Source organism: Methylobacterium ajmalii (assembly GCF_016613415.1).
In the GTDB taxonomy this organism is placed as follows: domain Bacteria; phylum Pseudomonadota; class Alphaproteobacteria; order Rhizobiales; family Beijerinckiaceae; genus Methylobacterium; species Methylobacterium ajmalii.
In genome coordinates this window covers 44,105-59,483 of sequence record NZ_JACWCT010000027.1, presented here as the reverse complement: position 1 = coordinate 59,483, position 15,379 = coordinate 44,105, and the positions used below count along the sequence as shown (strand labels likewise).

The window sequence follows — 15,379 nt, the reverse complement described above, 5'->3', positions numbered from 1 at the left end:
CTCTCGAGGGGTCCATGCGTCCGACGCTCAACGCCGCACTTCTGGCGGCGACATGCCTGTTTCCGATCGACGCATGGGCACAAGGGGTTCCGACCTCGCCGCCGGTGGGCTTTGCCAACAGCACCTCGGTCAATCCGGGCACGGTGATGAACCGCGTGCTCGACTCGTATACCGGGCTCGTGACCGGCAACCCGGCGGTGCTGACCCAGAACTACCAGACCGTCGTCGCGATGACGCGGTCGCGCACCGACGCGCAGACCCTGGCGGCGATCCACGACGACCGCACCGGCCAGGCCTACAGCATCCTCAACGGCCTCGGGCCGCTGACATCGGCCTATCTCACCGGCGCCGGCGCCTCGTTTTCCGGCACCACGCCGACGAGCCTGACGCCGACCACCTACGTCGCCACGACGCTCGCCGACTACGCCGCCAACATCCGCACCGGCAACGATGCCAATGCCGGGTCGCGGACCTTCGGCAACGGGACGGCGACGCCGCTCGCGGCGGCCGTCGCCTTCATCGACGATGTCGCCCGCGCCAGCGGCTCGACCGAGCCGGCCAAGCGCATCTTCGCCCGCTACCAGGGCGCCAATCCGGCCATCGACCCGCTCGATCCCCGCTTCGGCAACTACAGCGCGACGACGAACAAGGCCGGCCTCTCGACCCGCGATACCGCGGCCCTGGTGGTGCCGACCTACCTGGCGAATTTTTCCGTCCCGGCGGTCTACGGCACGGCGGATCGGTGGGTGCGGGGCTTCACCGTGACGCAAGGATTGATCGACGCCAATGGCGGCCGGCCGCTGACCGTGCCGAATGTCGGCACCTTCTCGGGTTCCGTCTTCACCGCGGCGACCTTCGGGGTCGGCGACTACGTGCCGGGCATCGGCACCTCGCCGCGGCCCTACCGCGTCTCGACCGACGTGAACGTCCCGACGCTCCTGCAGCCGATCATCAACAGCACCAACCCCTATGCCGACGGGGCCTATCCGAGCGGGCACACCAATTCCGGCTCGATGCAGGCGCTGGCCACCGCCTTCCTGGTGCCGGAACGGGCCCAGCAGCTCCTGACCCGGGCCTCGGAGCTCGGCTACAACCGCATCCTCGCCGGCATGCACTCGCCCGCCGACGTGATCGGCGGCCGGATGGAATCGACGGCGATCGTCGCCACCAACATCTACGGCGCGCTCTACGACGCGAGCGGCAACCGGGTCGACTGGACCAACCCGGCGAACACGACCGCCTACGGCGTCTACCAGGCCTACCGCCAGACGCAGTCCTACCTCGCTTCGGCCTGCGGCGCGTCGAGCGTCGCCGCCTGTCTCAACGCCGCCTCCGGCAGCCAGGACGCCTTCGGCAATGCGGCGCAGAACAAGGCGGACTACACGGCCCGGCTGACCTACGGCTTCCAGCCCACCGGCCCGGTCGTGCCGATGACGACCGCCGACGTGCCGCTTCAGGCGCAGGTGCTGCTGCTCACCCGCTTCCCCTACCTCACCGACGCCCAGCGCACGGAGGTGCTGGCGAGCACCGGCCTGCCCTCCGGCACTCCGCTCCTGAGCGGCAACACCTATGACGGCTGGGGCCGGCTGAACCTCTACGCCGCCTTCGACGGCTACGGCGCCTTCACCCGCGCCGTCACCGTGACGATGGACACCGCCCAGGGCGGCACCCCGGCCTTCGACACCTGGCGCAACGACATCTCCGGCCAGGGCTCGCTCACCAAGGCCGGCAGCGGCACCCTGGTGCTGACCGGCACCAACTCGTATGCGGGTGGCACCACCGTCGCGGGCGGCACGCTGGTGGGCCACGCCGGGGCCTTCGGCTCGGGTGCGATCCGCAACGATGCCAGCCTGGTTCTCGACCAGGCCGGCGACGCCACGATGGCGAACGCCGTCTCGGGCACCGGGACGCTCGCCAAGATCAATGCCGGCACCCTGACCCTGACCGGCCAGAGCGGCTTCACCGGCGCGACCGCGGTTCTCGGTGGCGCCCTGGCGGTGAACGGCTCGCTCGCCGGCTCGACCGTCACGGTCGGCGCGGGCGGCCTGCTCGGCGGCACCGGCACGGTCGGCGGGGTGGCGGCGCAATCCGGCGCCACGATCGCCCCCGGCAACTCCCTCGGCACCCTCACGGTCGCCGGCAACGCCAGCTTCGCCGCCGGCTCGACCTTCCAGGTCGAGACCGACGCGGGCGGCCAGTCCGACCGCCTCGCCGCCACCGGCACCGCCACCATCCAGGGCGGCACCGTCCGGGTGCTGGCGCAAAACGGCACCTACGCCCCCCGCACCGGCTACACCATCCTGTCGGCCGCGGGCGGCGTCTCCGGCACCTTCGCGGGCGTCTCCTCCAACCTCGCCTTCCTCACCCCGACGCTGCGCTACCAGCCGGCGCAAGTCGACCTGACGCTGACCCGCAACGACGTCGCCTTCGCCACCATCGCCCAATCCCGCGACCAGGCCGCCGTCGCCACCGCCATCCAGGGGGCCGGCGCGGGCGCGGGCCTCTACGACCGCACGGTCGGGCTCACCACCCCGGAGGCCGTCGCCGCCTTCCAGGCGCTCACCGGCGACATCCACGCCAGCTCCGTCTCGGCCGCCTACGAGACCGCGTTCTTCGTGCGCGAAGCCATCCTCGACCGGCTGCGCTGGTCGGGCGCGGCCACCCGCGACTACGGCAGCCTGCCGGCCACCTACACCGCCGACCTGCCCGGGCGCGCCGCCCCGGTGCCGGTGCGCGTCCTCGATCCCCGGGTGTTCGGCCTGTGGGGCCAGGGCTTCGGCAGCTTCGGCCAGGCCCGGACCGACGGGAATGCCGTCACCCTCAACCGCGACACCGCCGGCTTCGTGCTCGGCGCCGATGTCCGGCTCGAGAGCGGCATCCGGCTCGGCGTGGCCGGCGGCTACACCCGCACCAACCTCGATGCGCCCGGCCAGACGGCGAGCGGATCGATCGAGAGCGGGTTCGGCGGCGTCTACGGCGGGTCCGAGGCCGGTCCCTTCGCCCTGCGGCTCGGCGCGGTCTACGCCGACAACGGCCTGCGCCTGCGCCGCTCGGTCATCGTCCCGGGCATCTCCGAGACCGAGAGCGCCCGCTACGGCGGCTCGACGGTGCAGGGTTTCGGCGAGATCGGCTACCGGATCGCGCTCGGCGCCGGCCTGCCCGGCCGGTCCGCGCCGCTCTCATATATCGAGCCGTTCGTGGGCGGGGCCTATGTCGGCATCGACCGCGACCGGTTCGCCGAGACCGGCGGCGTCGCGGCGCTGAGCGGCGCCTCGCGCCTGTCCGAGATCCCGACCCTGACGGCGGGCGTGCGCGGGCAGACCGAGGTGGATCCGGGCCTCGGCGCCCCGGTGTCGCTGCACGGTCTGGTGGGCTACCGGCGCGCCTTCGGGGACGTGATCCCGACGGCTTTGCTGGCCTTCGGGACCGGCCCGAGCTTCGTGACGGCGGGGATCCCGATCACCCGGGACGCGCTGGTGGCCTCGGCGGGGGTGGACCTGCGGGTGTCGGCGGCGGCGACGCTCGGCGTGTCGTACACCGGCCAGGTCGGATCGCGGGCGGAGGATCACGCGGTGAAGGGCAGCTTCACCTACCGGTTCTGAGCCCGAGGACGGACCCGGTGGCGGGCGCGGCGCGAGCCGCGCCCGTCATCGTTCGTGGAGCTTCCTGCGGCAGCCGTTCGAGCCCCCGTCCCCTGCAGAGGCGAGAGGGATTTGAGACGCGGGTCCTGCGAGGCAGCTCACGCCGCCCGGCGATCCGCCACGGGGCAGCGGGCCGGGCCCCCCTCGTCGTCCGTGGTCCAGCGGCAGACCGGACGGCCGGTCTCGGGATCGAGGGACCAGGTGGCGCGCAGGACGGCATTCGCCGGCACGGCGGGAGCCGCGGGCAGGCGCATGGGAAGCGCGCCCTTCGGCGCGAAGGGCAGGATGGTGGTGGTCATGATGCACCTCTCGGGGGCGGCCGTCCGCGCGGCCGGCGCCCACGAGAGAGCGCCCGATCAGGCGTCCCTGCGAGAAGCGGCCGGCACGAACGGCGCGGTCGATCGACTGTGACTGTCGCTCGGCATGGGGTTGATGGTTCCTGGATGGGCGTGGCGGGGCGACGACGCGCCCGTCGCCACGCGGGCTCCCTACACCCGTGGGCCGGCGTGTCAACGGGTTTGCCGGCACCCGATGTGCAGCATCTCCGCCCACCGTGCAGGGCGGGGATGAGGCCGAACGTGGTGCGGCGGCACCGGCTTTGCGTTAGGCCTACGCGCGGTGCGGCGGGGGCTCGGAGGCTCCCGCCAGGGAGGCGGCACGGATGACGGGCGCGGCGGGGCCGATGACGGCGGAGGTGGCCGACGGCCTGCCGACCCGGGCGAGGCTGTGGGCGATGCTGGCGATCGGCATCGCCATGTCGATGGCGGTGCTCGACGGCGCCATCGTCAACGTCGCCCTGCCGGTGATGGCCAAGGACCTGCAGGTCTCGCCGGGCGCCGCGATCTTCATCACCAACGGCTACCAGCTCGCGGTCACCGCCGCCCTGCTGCCGCTGGCCTCGCTCGGCGACATCCTCGGCTACAAGCGCGTCTACTGCACCGGCCTCGCGCTGTTCACCGCGGCCTCGCTCGCCTGCGCGCTCGCCGGCTCGCTGCCGGTGCTCGTCGCCGCCCGCATCGTCCAGGGGCTGGGCGCGGCCGGCATCATGAGCGTCAACATCGCGCTCGTGCGCTTCGTCTACCCTCACCGGATGATCGGGCGCGGCGTCGGCACCATGGCGCTCATCGTGGCGATCGCCTCGGCGGCGGGCCCGAGCGTGGCGGCGGCCGTACTGTCGCTGACGAGCTGGCCCTGGCTCTTCCTCGTCAACGTGCCGCTCGGCCTCGCGGCCCTGACGCTCGCCACCCGGATGCTGCCGGTCACGCCCCGCAGCGGCGCCCGGTTCGATGCCTTGAGCGCACTCCTCAACGCGCTGTTCTTCTGCCTGCTGATCACCGGCGTCGACGGGCTCGGCGAGGCGGGACGGGGCGGCACGGCGCTCGGCCTGCTCGCGGCGGCCGGCCTCGTCGGGATCGCCTTCGTGTGGATGCAGGCCCGCCTGCCGGCCCCGCTCCTGCCGATCGACCTCCTGCGCATCCCGGTCTTCGCGCTGTCGATGGTGAGCTCGGTCTGCTCGTTCTCGGCCCAGATGATGGCCTATGTCGCCCTGCCCTTCTACTTCCAGGACGTGCTCCATCTCTCGAGCACCCAGACCGGTCTGCTGATGACGCCCTGGCCGATCGCCATCGCGGTGATCGCCCCCTTCGCCGGCCGGCTCGCCGACCGCTACCCGCCGGGCCTTCTCGGCGCCATCGGACTCGTCGCCCTCTCGGCGGGGCTCGCCCTGATGGCCGCCCTGCCGGCCGACGCCTCGCCGCTCGCGATCGCCTGGCGGCTGACGCTGTGCGGCCTGGGCTTCGGGCTGTTTCAGTCGCCCAACAACAAGGTGATCATCACCAGCGCACCGCGCGAACGCAGCGGCGGCGCGAGCGGGATGCAATCGACCGCCCGGCTGCTCGGCCAGTCCCTCGGCGCCGCGGTCGTCGCGGTGATCTTCGGGCACCTGCATGCCGGCGGCACCGCGACGGTGCTGTGGCTGTCGAGCGCGCTCGCGCTCACCGGCGCGCTCGCCAGCGGATTGCGAATCCGGCGCTGAGACCAGCGTCGTCGCGCACCGCCCGATCGCAATCCCGTCCCTCCGCACAGACGACGCAACGATGTGGGCGGACGCGCCGCGCCGGACGCAACGACTATCCGGGATGAAGATCCTGTCCTAAACGTGCAACGCCAACGGCCCGACACGGGGCCGGAACGGGAGGATGGTCATGGATGCACGCGTCGTCGATCGCTCGCCGGGCGCGCCCGGCCTCCTCGACCGCGAACGCATCGTCGCCCGCGCGGGATTCAACCGCTGGCTCGTGCCGCCGGCGGCGCTCGCGATTCACCTGTGCATCGGCATGTCCTACGGCCTGTCGGTGTTCTGGCTGCCGCTGTCGCGGGCCCTCAGCCTCGGCCAGCCGGCCCCGGCGGCCTGCCCGGAGATGGGTTTCCTGACCGCGCTCGTCACCACGACCTGCGACTGGCGCGTCAGCGACCTCGTCCTGACCTTCTCGATCGGCATCGTGATGCTCGGCCTCTCGGCGGCCCTGTTCGGCGGCTGGCTCGAGCGCGCCGGCCCGCGCAAGGCCGGGCTCGCCGCCGCCTTGTGCTGGGGCGGCGGCTTCCTCGTCGCGGCGCTCGGCGTCTTCCTGCACCAGCTCTGGCTGATCTGGCTCGGCATGGGGCTGATCGGCGGCATCGGGCTCGGGCTCGGCTACATCTCGCCGGTCTCGACCCTGGTGAAGTGGTTCCCGGACCGGCGCGGCATGGCGACCGGCATGGCGATCATGGGGTTCGGCGGCGGCGCGATGATCGGTTCCCCCCTCGCCGACATGCTCATCACCCGCTTCAAGGGCCCGGACGGCGCCGGCGTGTGGCAGACCCTTGCGCTGATGGGCGCGGGCTACCTCGTGGTGATGCTCTGCGTCGCCTTCGGCTACCGGGTGCCGCCCGCCGGCTGGCGGCCGGACGGCTGGACCCCGCCGGCGGCGGGCAACCGGATGATCACCAGCGGCCACGTCCACCTGCGCGACGCCCACAAGACCGCGCAGTTCTGGCTGCTCTGGGCGATGCTGTGCCTGAACGTCTCGGCCGGGATCGGCGTGCTGGCACTCGCCTCGCCGATGCTCCAGGAGATCTTCGGCGGCGCGCTGATCGGCCGGCCCGACCTCGGCCTGGCGCAGCTCGATGCCGGCCAGAAGGCCCAGGTCGCCGCCATCGCGGCCGGCTTCGTCGGCCTGCTCTCGCTGTTCAACATCCTGGGCCGGTTCTTCTGGGCCACGCTGTCCGACCGCATCGGCCGCAAGCTGACCTACGCCACCTTCTTCGCGCTCGGCTGCGTCCTCTACGCCGCCGCGCCCTGGGCCGCCGGCATCGGCTCGCAGGCCCTGTTCGTGCTGTTCTTCTGCGTGATCCTGTCGATGTACGGCGGCGGCTTCGCGACGATCCCCGCCTACCTCGCCGACGTGTTCGGCACCCAGTTCGTCGGCGCGATCCACGGCAGGCTCCTCACCGCCTGGTCGACGGCGGGCGTCGTCGGCCCGTTCGTGGTCACGGCGATCCGGCAGGCACAGGTCGATGCCGGCGTGCAGGGCGGCGCCCTCTACGGCCGCACGCTCCTGATCCTCGCGGGCTTCCTGGCGGCCGGGTTCGTGGCGAACCTCCTGGTGCGGCCGCTCGCCGAGCGCTGGTTCATGCGCCCGGCGGACGCCCGGTCCGGCGGCGCGGTCGCGGCCGATCCATCCGGCTCGTTCGGGATCGGCCGCGGCGGCCCGACGCCGGTAGCCCTCCTCGCCTGGGCGGCCGTCGGCCTGCCGATTCTCTGGGGCGTGTGGATCACCCTGTCGAAGGCGCTGATCCTGTTTCGCTGACGGAGCGGCCCGCCACGCGTGAGGCGCGGCGGCGCGACGAACGTGCGGCGACTCGCGCGGGGGCCGGGCCCCGCTCGTCACAGGCGCTCGGCCCGGACGGCGAGGCGCGCAAAGCTCACGAGGCTGGCCGCCCCCGCGACGATGCTGCCGAGTCCCAGGGCGAGCGTGGGGCCCCGGCCATTCGCCAGGGCGAAGCAGGCTGCCACCAGGGCAGCGCCGATGGTCTGGCCGAGCAGCCGGGCGGTGGCCGCCATGGCGCTCGCGCCACCCGCGCGCGCGGGTGGCGCGCTCGTCATGAGCGCGCGAAGGTTGGGCGCCTGGAAGACGCCGAAGCCGGCTCCGCACGCCGCCATCCGCCACGCGACGTCGCCGAGGCTCGGGTTGGACGGAAGCGCGGCGACCAGACCCAGGCCGAGACCGAGCCCCATGAGCCCGATCCCGCCGAGCAGGCCCGAGGGGTAGCGGTCCGACAGGCGCCCGGCCAGGGGCGCCACGAGGGCGACCGCGATGGTCCAGGGTACCATCAGGAAGCCGGCCTCGAACTGGGAGCGCCCGAGCGCCTGCTGAAACAGGAACGGCAGGGACACGAAAGCGAGGCCCTGCGCCACGAAGGCACCCGCGGCGGCGGCCGCCGAGAGAGCGAAGAGCGGGCGCGTCAGCAGGTCGACGGGCAGCATCGGCGCCGGATGGCCGGCCTGCCGCCGCAGGAGCAGAAGGCCGAGGACCACCGCGCCGCCGAGTTCGGCACCGTTGCGCCAGCCCGGCCCCTCGTGGGCGATCTCGCCGAGCCCCAGCACGAGAAGGGCGACGGCGACGACGGCGAGGACCGCTCCGGGCCCGTCGAAGGCGTGCGCGGCGCGCCCGGTGTCGGGCAGGGCGGCGAGGGCCAGCACCAAGGCGGCAAGCCCGATCGGCAGGTTGAGCGCGAACAGCCACGGCCACGGCAGGACGAGCAGGATCAGCGAGGCGACCGGCGGCCCCGCCACGAAGCAGACGCTGCCGACGAAGGCGTTGAGCCCGACGCCGCGTCCGAGCCGGTCGGCGGGGGTGATGAAGCGGACGAGCGCGATGTTGACCGACATCACCGCGCCGGCACCGATGCCCTGGAGCAGGCGCGCAGCGATGAGCGCCGGAAGAGACCAGGCGAGCGCGCAGGCGAGAGAGGACCCGGTGAACAGGGCGATGCCGGCCGTGAACACCCGCTGCTGCCCGACGATCTCGCCGAGCGCTGCGACCGGCAGCAGCGTCGCCACCACGGCGAGCTGATAGGCGCTGACAATCCAGATCGAGGCCGCGGAATCGATTCCGAGATCGGCCGCGATGGTGGGCAGCGCCGTGTTGGCGATCGCCGTGTCGAGACAGGCGAGCCCGATGCCCGCGAGGATGGCCGCCATGGCGCCCCGCCGCTGGGCGGGCGGTATGCCGTCGGGCCCGGAAGGATCCGGCATCGGGGATGGTGATATCATGAAGGAGTAATCCTCCTGGGTATTAGCCGCGCGGCGCAGCACGGATGTGCGCACCCACCCGGCATCTCGTCCCTCACGCGGCATTCGGGCTGGAGGACACTGCAGTCGGTCGGCAATCGATCGTCTGCAGGCGTCTTCACTCGATCAGGTCGCGGATGCTGCCGTCACCCCTGGATGGCGGTCGATCGCCCGACGGCCTCGTGGTGGCGGATGACCTCGCGAACGATGAACGCGAGATATTTTTCGGCAAAATCGGGATCGAGCCGGGCTTGGTCCGCGAGTTTCCGCAGCCGGTCAATTTGGTACGCCTCGCGGTCGGGGTCGGCTGGAGGAAGGCCGTGTGCCGCCTTCAAGGTTCCGACGCGCTTGGTGCAGCGAAATCGCTCAGACAACATATGAATCATGGCGGAATCGATATTGTCTATGCTTTGCCTCAGATCATTCAGGGTGTCCACCACTTCGTCTGCCAATTTCATCGTATTTCCTGTGCGTGCACGCGCCATTGGCTACTCATGACCCAAGGTTCGGCAATCGAGCACAATCCAAGGCTCGGCGCCAGCGGGGCGGCGCGACCTGCGCGAGGGGCGGCCTAGGGTGGACGGCCTCGAAGCCCCGGTGCAGGCTGTGCGCCTCCCCCGAGGAAAAGCCGCATGGCACGATCCGGCTCGTTGCACGACGCCTGGGGAACCTCGACTCGCCTCGCGACCGTCGTCGATGCATCACGGGCAGAGCCCGACGCCGTCTCCGCCGGTATCAAGCCGTTCCGATACCGATCGAGAGGTCGTGAGCGTCTCGCCCGGTCCTATCTCGGATAAGGCGAAAGCCGCTGGCACCACGGCGAGAACGGTTGCATGCTGCCGACATGACCGGTCGAACGATCGTGCTCCTGCTCGGCGGAGGCATCCTGTTGACGCTGGCGGCTCTCGTCGGCGGGCCGTTCTATGCCTGGCACGTCGCGGTCTCGCGTGGCGTGCCCCTCGTGTCGGCCACGCCGCGACCGACGACGCCCATCTCCGGGCGCGAGGCCGCATCGCCCGAGTTCACCGCCCGCCTGAACGCCGCCTTCCCCAGAGGAAGTGACGCGAATACCGTTGCGGCGGGTTTGAGCACCGAGGGTTTCCGTCCGATCGGGCCGTGCAGGGACAATCCGCGGAACGAGCGCGCCGGCTTCGAGCAGCGGGGTGGCAGCATCGCCGGGCCGTATCCGGTCTCGGCCCTCGCCGCCTGAAGGCGCAGGGAGAGTGGGCGGGTGGAATGGATCGAGGGATAGTCTCGTATCGGGCTCCCCGACCGGCCGTGGACGAACATCCCTGAGAATTCATCCGGGCGGCGCGAAGGACCACTCGATGCCTATGTCCGTCACCTGTCGGCAGCGCTCACCATCGCGCGGAAGGCCGTGGCGGATCAGGGAGAGGATGTAGCGGCCTCGCAATCGCGCCGGCCGCTCGCCATGCAGTCCTCGCGGATCGATTCCCGGCGCAGGACGCCGGCGAGCCAGACGCAGGCGACCACGAGGGCGGCCAGGAAGACGAGGGCGGCGAGGGCGCGGCCGCGGCCGGGATCGGGAGGCCTAATCATCGGCGCGCGCGCGGGCCCGGGCGATCGGCCGGCCGGAAGCGCGGATGGCCGCTTTGAGCGGCCATCCGGGAGGAGCGACGGACCGGAGGAAGCCGGCGGCCGGGCAATACTACTTCAGGTGCTGCGAGAAGTACTTGTTCATCTCGAACATCGTCGCCTTGTCCTTGCCAAAGACCTTCTTCAGCTTGTCGTCAGCGAGGATCTCGCGCTTGTTCTCGGGGTTCTGGAGCGAGTGCTTGCGGATGTACTCCCACACCTTGCTCACCACCTCGCCGCGCGGGATCGGGCTGTCGCCGACGATGGCGGCGAGCTCGGGCGTCGGCTGCAGGGGCTTCTGCAGGGCGTTGGGCTTGTCGCCGGATTTCGGCGCCGCGACCTTCTTGCCCTTGGCCGCACCCTTCGCCTCGTCGGCGGCGTCGTCCTTCGCCGTGTCCTTGGCGGCCGCCTTCGTGGCCTTGGGAGCGGCCTTCGGGGCGGCTTCGGGTTCGGCCTTGGTCTCGGCCTTCTTGGTGGTCTTGATCGCCATCGGTCTCCTCCGGTCTGCAACCCGTCTCCCAGGGTCGAAGAGTGGACATGCCTGGGCACATAGCGTCAACAACTAAGCCGTGGTCGGCGCGTTCCAAGAGGAAATCGCCGTCGAACCGGAGTCATCCACATCGGATCACGCCGCGAGCCCGCCGTGGGGGAGCGGGGCTCAGGTGCGAGCCTCCGTCCAGGTGGTCCGCCCCTCGAGCGGATAGGCCGGATCGGTGTAGCCCGGGGTCGAGGGATGACCGGCCGGCACCAGGCCGTCGACCAGGGCCTCGTCCTCCGGGGTAAAGCGATAGTCGAGGGCCTTGGCGTAGGAGCGCCACTGCTCGAAGGTCCGCGGCCCGGCGATCACCGCGGTGACGGCGCGGTTGTTGAGCACCCAGCCCACCGCGAAGTCGATCACCGTGGCGCCCTTGCCCTCCGCATGGCGTTTGAGCTCCTCGGCGATGCGCAGGCTCTCGGGCCGCCACTCGGTCTGCATCATCCGGGTGTCGCCGCGCCCGGCGCGGGTGCCCTCGGGCGGCGCCTCGCCGGGGCGGTACTTGGCGGTCAGCACGCCGCGGGCGAGCGGCGAGTAGGGCACGACGCCGAGCCCGTAATGGGCGCAGGCCGGCAGGTGCTCGACCTCCGGCATCCGGTTGAGGGCGTTGTAGTAGGGCTGGCTCGCCGCGGGCCGGTCGATGCCGTGCTCGTCGCACAGCCGGCAGATCTCGGCGACCCGCCAGGCCCGGTGGTTCGACACCCCGAAGTAGCGCACCTTGCCGGCCCGGATCAGGTCGGCCATCGCCCGCACGGTCTCGGACAGCGGCGTGTCGTGATCCTCCTTGTGGAGGTAGTAGAGGTCGATCCGGTCGGTGTTGAGCCGCTTGAGGCTGGCCTCGCAGGCCTGGACGATGTGGGCGCGCGACAGGCCGCGGTCGTTCGGGCCCTTCCCCATCGGGTTCGCCACCTTGGTGGCGAGCACCCAGGCGTCGCGGTCCTGCGCGATGGCCCGGCCGACCACCTCCTCGGAGCGCCCCTCGGTGTAGGCGTTCGCCGTATCGATGAAGTTGATCCCCTGCGCGCGGGCATCCGCCACGATGCGGATCGCCTCGTCGTCGGGGGTGGGTCCGCCGAACATCATCGTGCCGAGGCAGAGCGGCGAGACCTTCAGGCCGGACCGGCCGAGCGTGCGGTACTCCATTGGGCGTTCCCCGATCCCGAAAATGGCGTTTGCGTGGCGCCGGCTGCGTCTTCGCGCCGGCCCGCATCCGCGTTGTGGATGCTGGGGTTTTCCCCTTCTTCATCCCGTTCGGCAAGGTCGCGTTAAGCACGGGACCGCAAAGCTTTCGCCCATGATCATCGCAGCCCTCTCCCTCGCCTTCTGCGCCGCCGGCGCCCTCGTCCTCGGTCTGGGGACCATCGTCACCGTCGAGCCGCCGCGGGACCATCCCCACGGCGCCGGCCTGATCTGAGGGCGGCGCGCCCGCGGGCCCGGTCCGATGCCCGCAGGCGCGCTGCCACGCTTCGTCCTCGTCTACGCCGCGCTCTATGCCGGTTACGGCCTGACTACGCCGTTCCTGCCCGCGCTCCTGTCAGAGCGCGGGCTGTCGCCGACGCAGGTCGGACTGGTGCTCGCCGCCGGCACCGCGATCCGGCTCGCCGCCGGCCCGCTGGCGGGCGCGATCGCCGACCGGCTGCACGCCGGCCGCGGCGTGCTCGCCGCCTGCGGGCTCCTCGCGGGGTCGAGCGCCCTCCTCGTCCTCGCCGGCCACGGCTTTGCCGGGCTGATGCTCGCCGGCCTGGCGCATGCCGCCGCGACGGCGCCGCTCGCTCCGCTCGCCGACGCCCTGGCGCTGCCGGCCGCCGCGGCCTCCCGCTTCGCCTACGGCACCGTGCGGGGCGCCGGCTCGGCCGCCTTCATCGCCGGTACGCTGGTCGCCGGCCAGCTGACGGGGCTTCTCGGCCTGTCGGCCCTGCCGGTGGCGGGCGCCGCCGCTTTCGCGCTGCTCGCCGCCGCGACGCTCGCCCTGCCGGCCGGTCCCGCCGGCCCGGAAACGCGGACCGCGCGACCCGGCCTCGCCGAGCTGCGAGCTTTCCTGGGCGCCCCCGCCTTCCGCCGCCTCCTCGCGGTCGCCGCCCTGGTGATCGCCAGCCACGCGGTGCACGACGCCTTCGCGGTGATCCGCTGGGGCGAGGCCGGCCTGTCTCCCGGCACCGCGAGCCTGCTCTGGGCCGAGGCGGTGGGCGCCGAGGTGCTGGTCTTCCTGGTGGTCGGCCCCCGGCTGCTCGGCCGCCTCGGACCCGGCGGGGCGCTGGCGCTCGCGGCCGGGGCGGGGATCCTGCGCTGGTCGGTGGCGGCGCTCACCGTCGCGCTGCCGGCGCTCGCGGCGATCCAGGCCCTGCACGGGCTGACCTTCGCGCTCCTGCACCTCGCGGCGATGCAGGTCCTCGCCCGGACGGTGCCGCCCGCCCTCGCGGCGACGGCCCAGACCCTCTACGGCACCCTCGGCCTCGGGCTCGCCACCACCCTGGCGACCCTCGCGGCCGGGCCGCTCTGGGCCCGGCTGGGCCCCGGCGCCTTCTGGGTCATGGCGGCGCTGTGCGCGGCGGCGCTGCCGCTGGTGCGGGGCGTGGGCACACGAACCGTCGCACGGCAGGATACAGCCTAGCCGAAGCCGCTTGCACGCGCCGCGCGAATCGGCGCCAATCGCGCCGCTCCCCCTGCCGCGAGGATGACGGCATGACGCTCTCTTCCACGGCCTGTCCGCCCGGGGCGCTCCCGCTCACCGCGATCCCCCCGGGGCTGGACCCGTTCGTCTTCGACCTGTTCGTGCCGGAGTACCGGCCGCTGCAATCGGGCGCCTGGCGCATCCATCACGGGCGGAACCTGCTCGCCCAGGGCTACTGGAGCCCGGCGCGGCTGGTGCCGCGCGTCACCGCCCTGGTCCGCGGCGACCACACCTGGATGTCGACGACGCCGATCGAGCTGGAGAGCCAGGAGATCGGCGTACGCCTGTCCGCCGGCCACGTCGTGGTGTTCGGCCTCGGGATGGGCTGGTCGGCGGTGGCGAGCGCCCTGCGGCCGGAGGTCACCGCCGTCACCGTGGTCGAGATCGATCCCGAGGTGATCGCGCTGCACCGGGAGCTCGACCTCGCCGCCCAGCTGCCGCCGGAGGCCCGCGCCAAGATCCGCATCGTCGAGGGCGACGCCATGGCGTGGCGCCCCGAACAGCCCGTCGACCTGCTGATGCCGGACATCTGGTTGCCGCTGGTCTCCGACGACCGGGTGGCGGAGGTGCGCCGCATGCAGGCGAACGTCCAGGCCGCGAACCTCTATTTCTGGGGCCAGGAGCTCGAGATCGCCCGCCACGCCGCGGCGGCGGGACGCGCCCTCGACGAGGGCGGCATCCGCGACACGATCGCGGCCTTCGAGTTGCCCCTGGTCGGGCCGGCGCTCCCCGATTACCCCGAGAAGATCCGCCAGGCGACGACGCGGCACATGCGCGGCCGCTGGCTGCCGGGCACGGCCGGTCCCGCTCCGGTGGCGGCCGCATCCTGACGCGACGCCCCGTCGAACCTCGTCGGACCGGTCGTTCGAACTAGTACGCCAGGACCATTGTAATGGTACGTGAGAGCATGGCTTAAGCGGCGGCCGCCGGAGACCCTCGATGCCGCCGCCGACCACGACCGATCCGGATTCCGCCGAGGCGCCGGCTTTGCCGGCGGGCATCCAGGCCCATCTCGGGGCCGCCCTGCGCGCCGCCTACGACGACGTCGCGGCCCCGCCCTGCGACCGGTTGGAGGCCCTGGTCGCCCGCCTCGCCGCGGCGCTCGCCGGCCTCGACGCCGCGCCCGCGGAGGCGTTCCGGCGCGACATGCTGGCGGAGGTGCCCCGGCTGCGGCGCCGCGCCGTGACCCTGTGCAACGACCGCACCCGCGCCGACGACCTGGTGCAGGAGACCCTGCTCAAGGCCTGGGCGGCGCAGGACCGGTTCACCCCCGGCACGCAGCTCGGCGCCTGGCTCTACACCATCCTGCGCAACAGCTTCTACTCCGAGCACCAGAAGCGCGCCCGCGAGATCGGCGATCCCGACGGGGTCTTCGCCGGGCGCCTCGTCTCCCTGCCGGCCCAGCACGGCAACCTCGATCTGCGCGACGTCCAATCCGCCCTCGACCGCCTGGTGCCGGACCAGCGCGAGGCGCTGCTGCTCTCGGCGGTGCACGACCTGTCCTACGAGGACATCGCCGTCGCGATGGAGTGCCGGGTCGGCACCGTGAAGAGCCGGATCAACCGTGCCCGGGCCCGGCTGGCGGAGATGCTGGGCTGACCCCG

The 15,379-nt window shown here is 72.4% G+C and carries 13 protein-coding genes; 7 read left to right on the top strand and 6 right to left on the bottom strand.

Annotation, left to right across the window (positions count from 1 at the left end):
* The first annotated feature begins 14 nt into the window (after window positions 1–14).
* Window positions 15–3,602: an autotransporter family protein gene (locus tag HPY23_RS05355; protein WP_236012736.1), complete on the top strand. Its 3,588-nt coding sequence runs from the start codon at window positions 15–17 to the stop codon at window positions 3,600–3,602.
* A gap of 137 nt (window positions 3,603–3,739) precedes the next feature.
* Here HPY23_RS05355 and HPY23_RS05350 read toward each other — a convergent pair whose 3' ends face one another.
* Window positions 3,740–3,940: a hypothetical protein gene (locus tag HPY23_RS05350; RefSeq protein ID WP_091887803.1), complete on the bottom strand. Its 201-nt coding sequence runs from the start codon at window positions 3,938–3,940 to the stop codon at window positions 3,740–3,742.
* 362 nt (window positions 3,941–4,302) lie between these two features.
* Between HPY23_RS05350 and HPY23_RS05345 the strand changes: the two genes are divergently transcribed.
* Window positions 4,303–5,676: an MFS transporter gene (locus HPY23_RS05345; protein WP_091887805.1), complete on the top strand. Its 1,374-nt coding sequence runs from the start codon at window positions 4,303–4,305 to the stop codon at window positions 5,674–5,676.
* Between the two features lie 163 nt (window positions 5,677–5,839).
* Window positions 5,840–7,489, top strand: coding sequence for an OFA family MFS transporter (locus HPY23_RS05340; protein ID WP_091887806.1), 1,650 nt, complete (start codon window positions 5,840–5,842; stop codon window positions 7,487–7,489).
* Between the two features lie 77 nt (window positions 7,490–7,566).
* On the opposite strand, the gene HPY23_RS05335 is transcribed toward HPY23_RS05340, so the two are convergent.
* Window positions 7,567–8,883: an MFS transporter gene (locus tag HPY23_RS05335; RefSeq protein ID WP_091887808.1), complete on the bottom strand. Its 1,317-nt coding sequence runs from the start codon at window positions 8,881–8,883 to the stop codon at window positions 7,567–7,569.
* 236 nt (window positions 8,884–9,119) lie between these two features.
* On the bottom strand, window positions 9,120–9,431 hold the full coding sequence (locus HPY23_RS05330; protein ID WP_091887810.1) for a chorismate mutase: 312 nt from the start codon (window positions 9,429–9,431) through the stop codon (window positions 9,120–9,122).
* Between the two features lie 371 nt (window positions 9,432–9,802).
* Here HPY23_RS05330 and HPY23_RS05325 point away from each other — a divergent pair, with 371 nt between their 5' ends.
* Window positions 9,803–10,183 carry a hypothetical protein gene (locus HPY23_RS05325; RefSeq protein WP_139234985.1) on the top strand — a complete coding sequence of 127 codons (381 nt, stop codon included), beginning with the start codon at window positions 9,803–9,805 and terminating at the stop codon, window positions 10,181–10,183.
* A 176-nt stretch (window positions 10,184–10,359) separates the two neighbouring features.
* On the opposite strand, the gene HPY23_RS05320 is transcribed toward HPY23_RS05325, so the two are convergent.
* The 3 genes from HPY23_RS05320 to HPY23_RS05310 all read right to left on the bottom strand — a co-directional run bounded on the left by HPY23_RS05320 (window position 10,360) and on the right by HPY23_RS05310 (window position 12,247).
* Window positions 10,360–10,533, bottom strand: coding sequence for a hypothetical protein (locus HPY23_RS05320; RefSeq protein WP_175539991.1), 174 nt, complete (start codon window positions 10,531–10,533; stop codon window positions 10,360–10,362).
* A 109-nt stretch (window positions 10,534–10,642) separates the two neighbouring features.
* Window positions 10,643–11,059: an SWIB/MDM2 domain-containing protein gene (locus HPY23_RS05315; protein WP_060849975.1), complete on the bottom strand. Its 417-nt coding sequence runs from the start codon at window positions 11,057–11,059 to the stop codon at window positions 10,643–10,645.
* A 168-nt stretch (window positions 11,060–11,227) separates the two neighbouring features.
* Window positions 11,228–12,247: an aldo/keto reductase gene (locus HPY23_RS05310; RefSeq protein ID WP_091887814.1), complete on the bottom strand. Its 1,020-nt coding sequence runs from the start codon at window positions 12,245–12,247 to the stop codon at window positions 11,228–11,230.
* A gap of 298 nt (window positions 12,248–12,545) precedes the next feature.
* On the opposite strand from HPY23_RS05310, the gene HPY23_RS05305 reads away from it, so the two are divergent.
* The 3 genes from HPY23_RS05305 to HPY23_RS05295 all read left to right on the top strand — a co-directional run bounded on the left by HPY23_RS05305 (window position 12,546) and on the right by HPY23_RS05295 (window position 15,374).
* Window positions 12,546–13,715 (top strand): MFS transporter, encoded by a 1,170-nt coding sequence (locus HPY23_RS05305; protein WP_200649565.1) that lies wholly within the window; start codon window positions 12,546–12,548, stop codon window positions 13,713–13,715.
* A 71-nt stretch (window positions 13,716–13,786) separates the two neighbouring features.
* A complete protein-coding gene (locus tag HPY23_RS05300; protein ID WP_175539992.1) occupies window positions 13,787–14,605 on the top strand; it encodes a polyamine aminopropyltransferase in 819 nt (272 codons plus the stop codon).
* Between the two features lie 109 nt (window positions 14,606–14,714).
* Entirely contained in the window at window positions 14,715–15,374 is a 660-nt protein-coding gene (locus HPY23_RS05295) for a sigma-70 family RNA polymerase sigma factor (RefSeq protein ID WP_091887819.1), read from the top strand.
* Window positions 15,375–15,379: the final 5 nt, after the last annotated feature.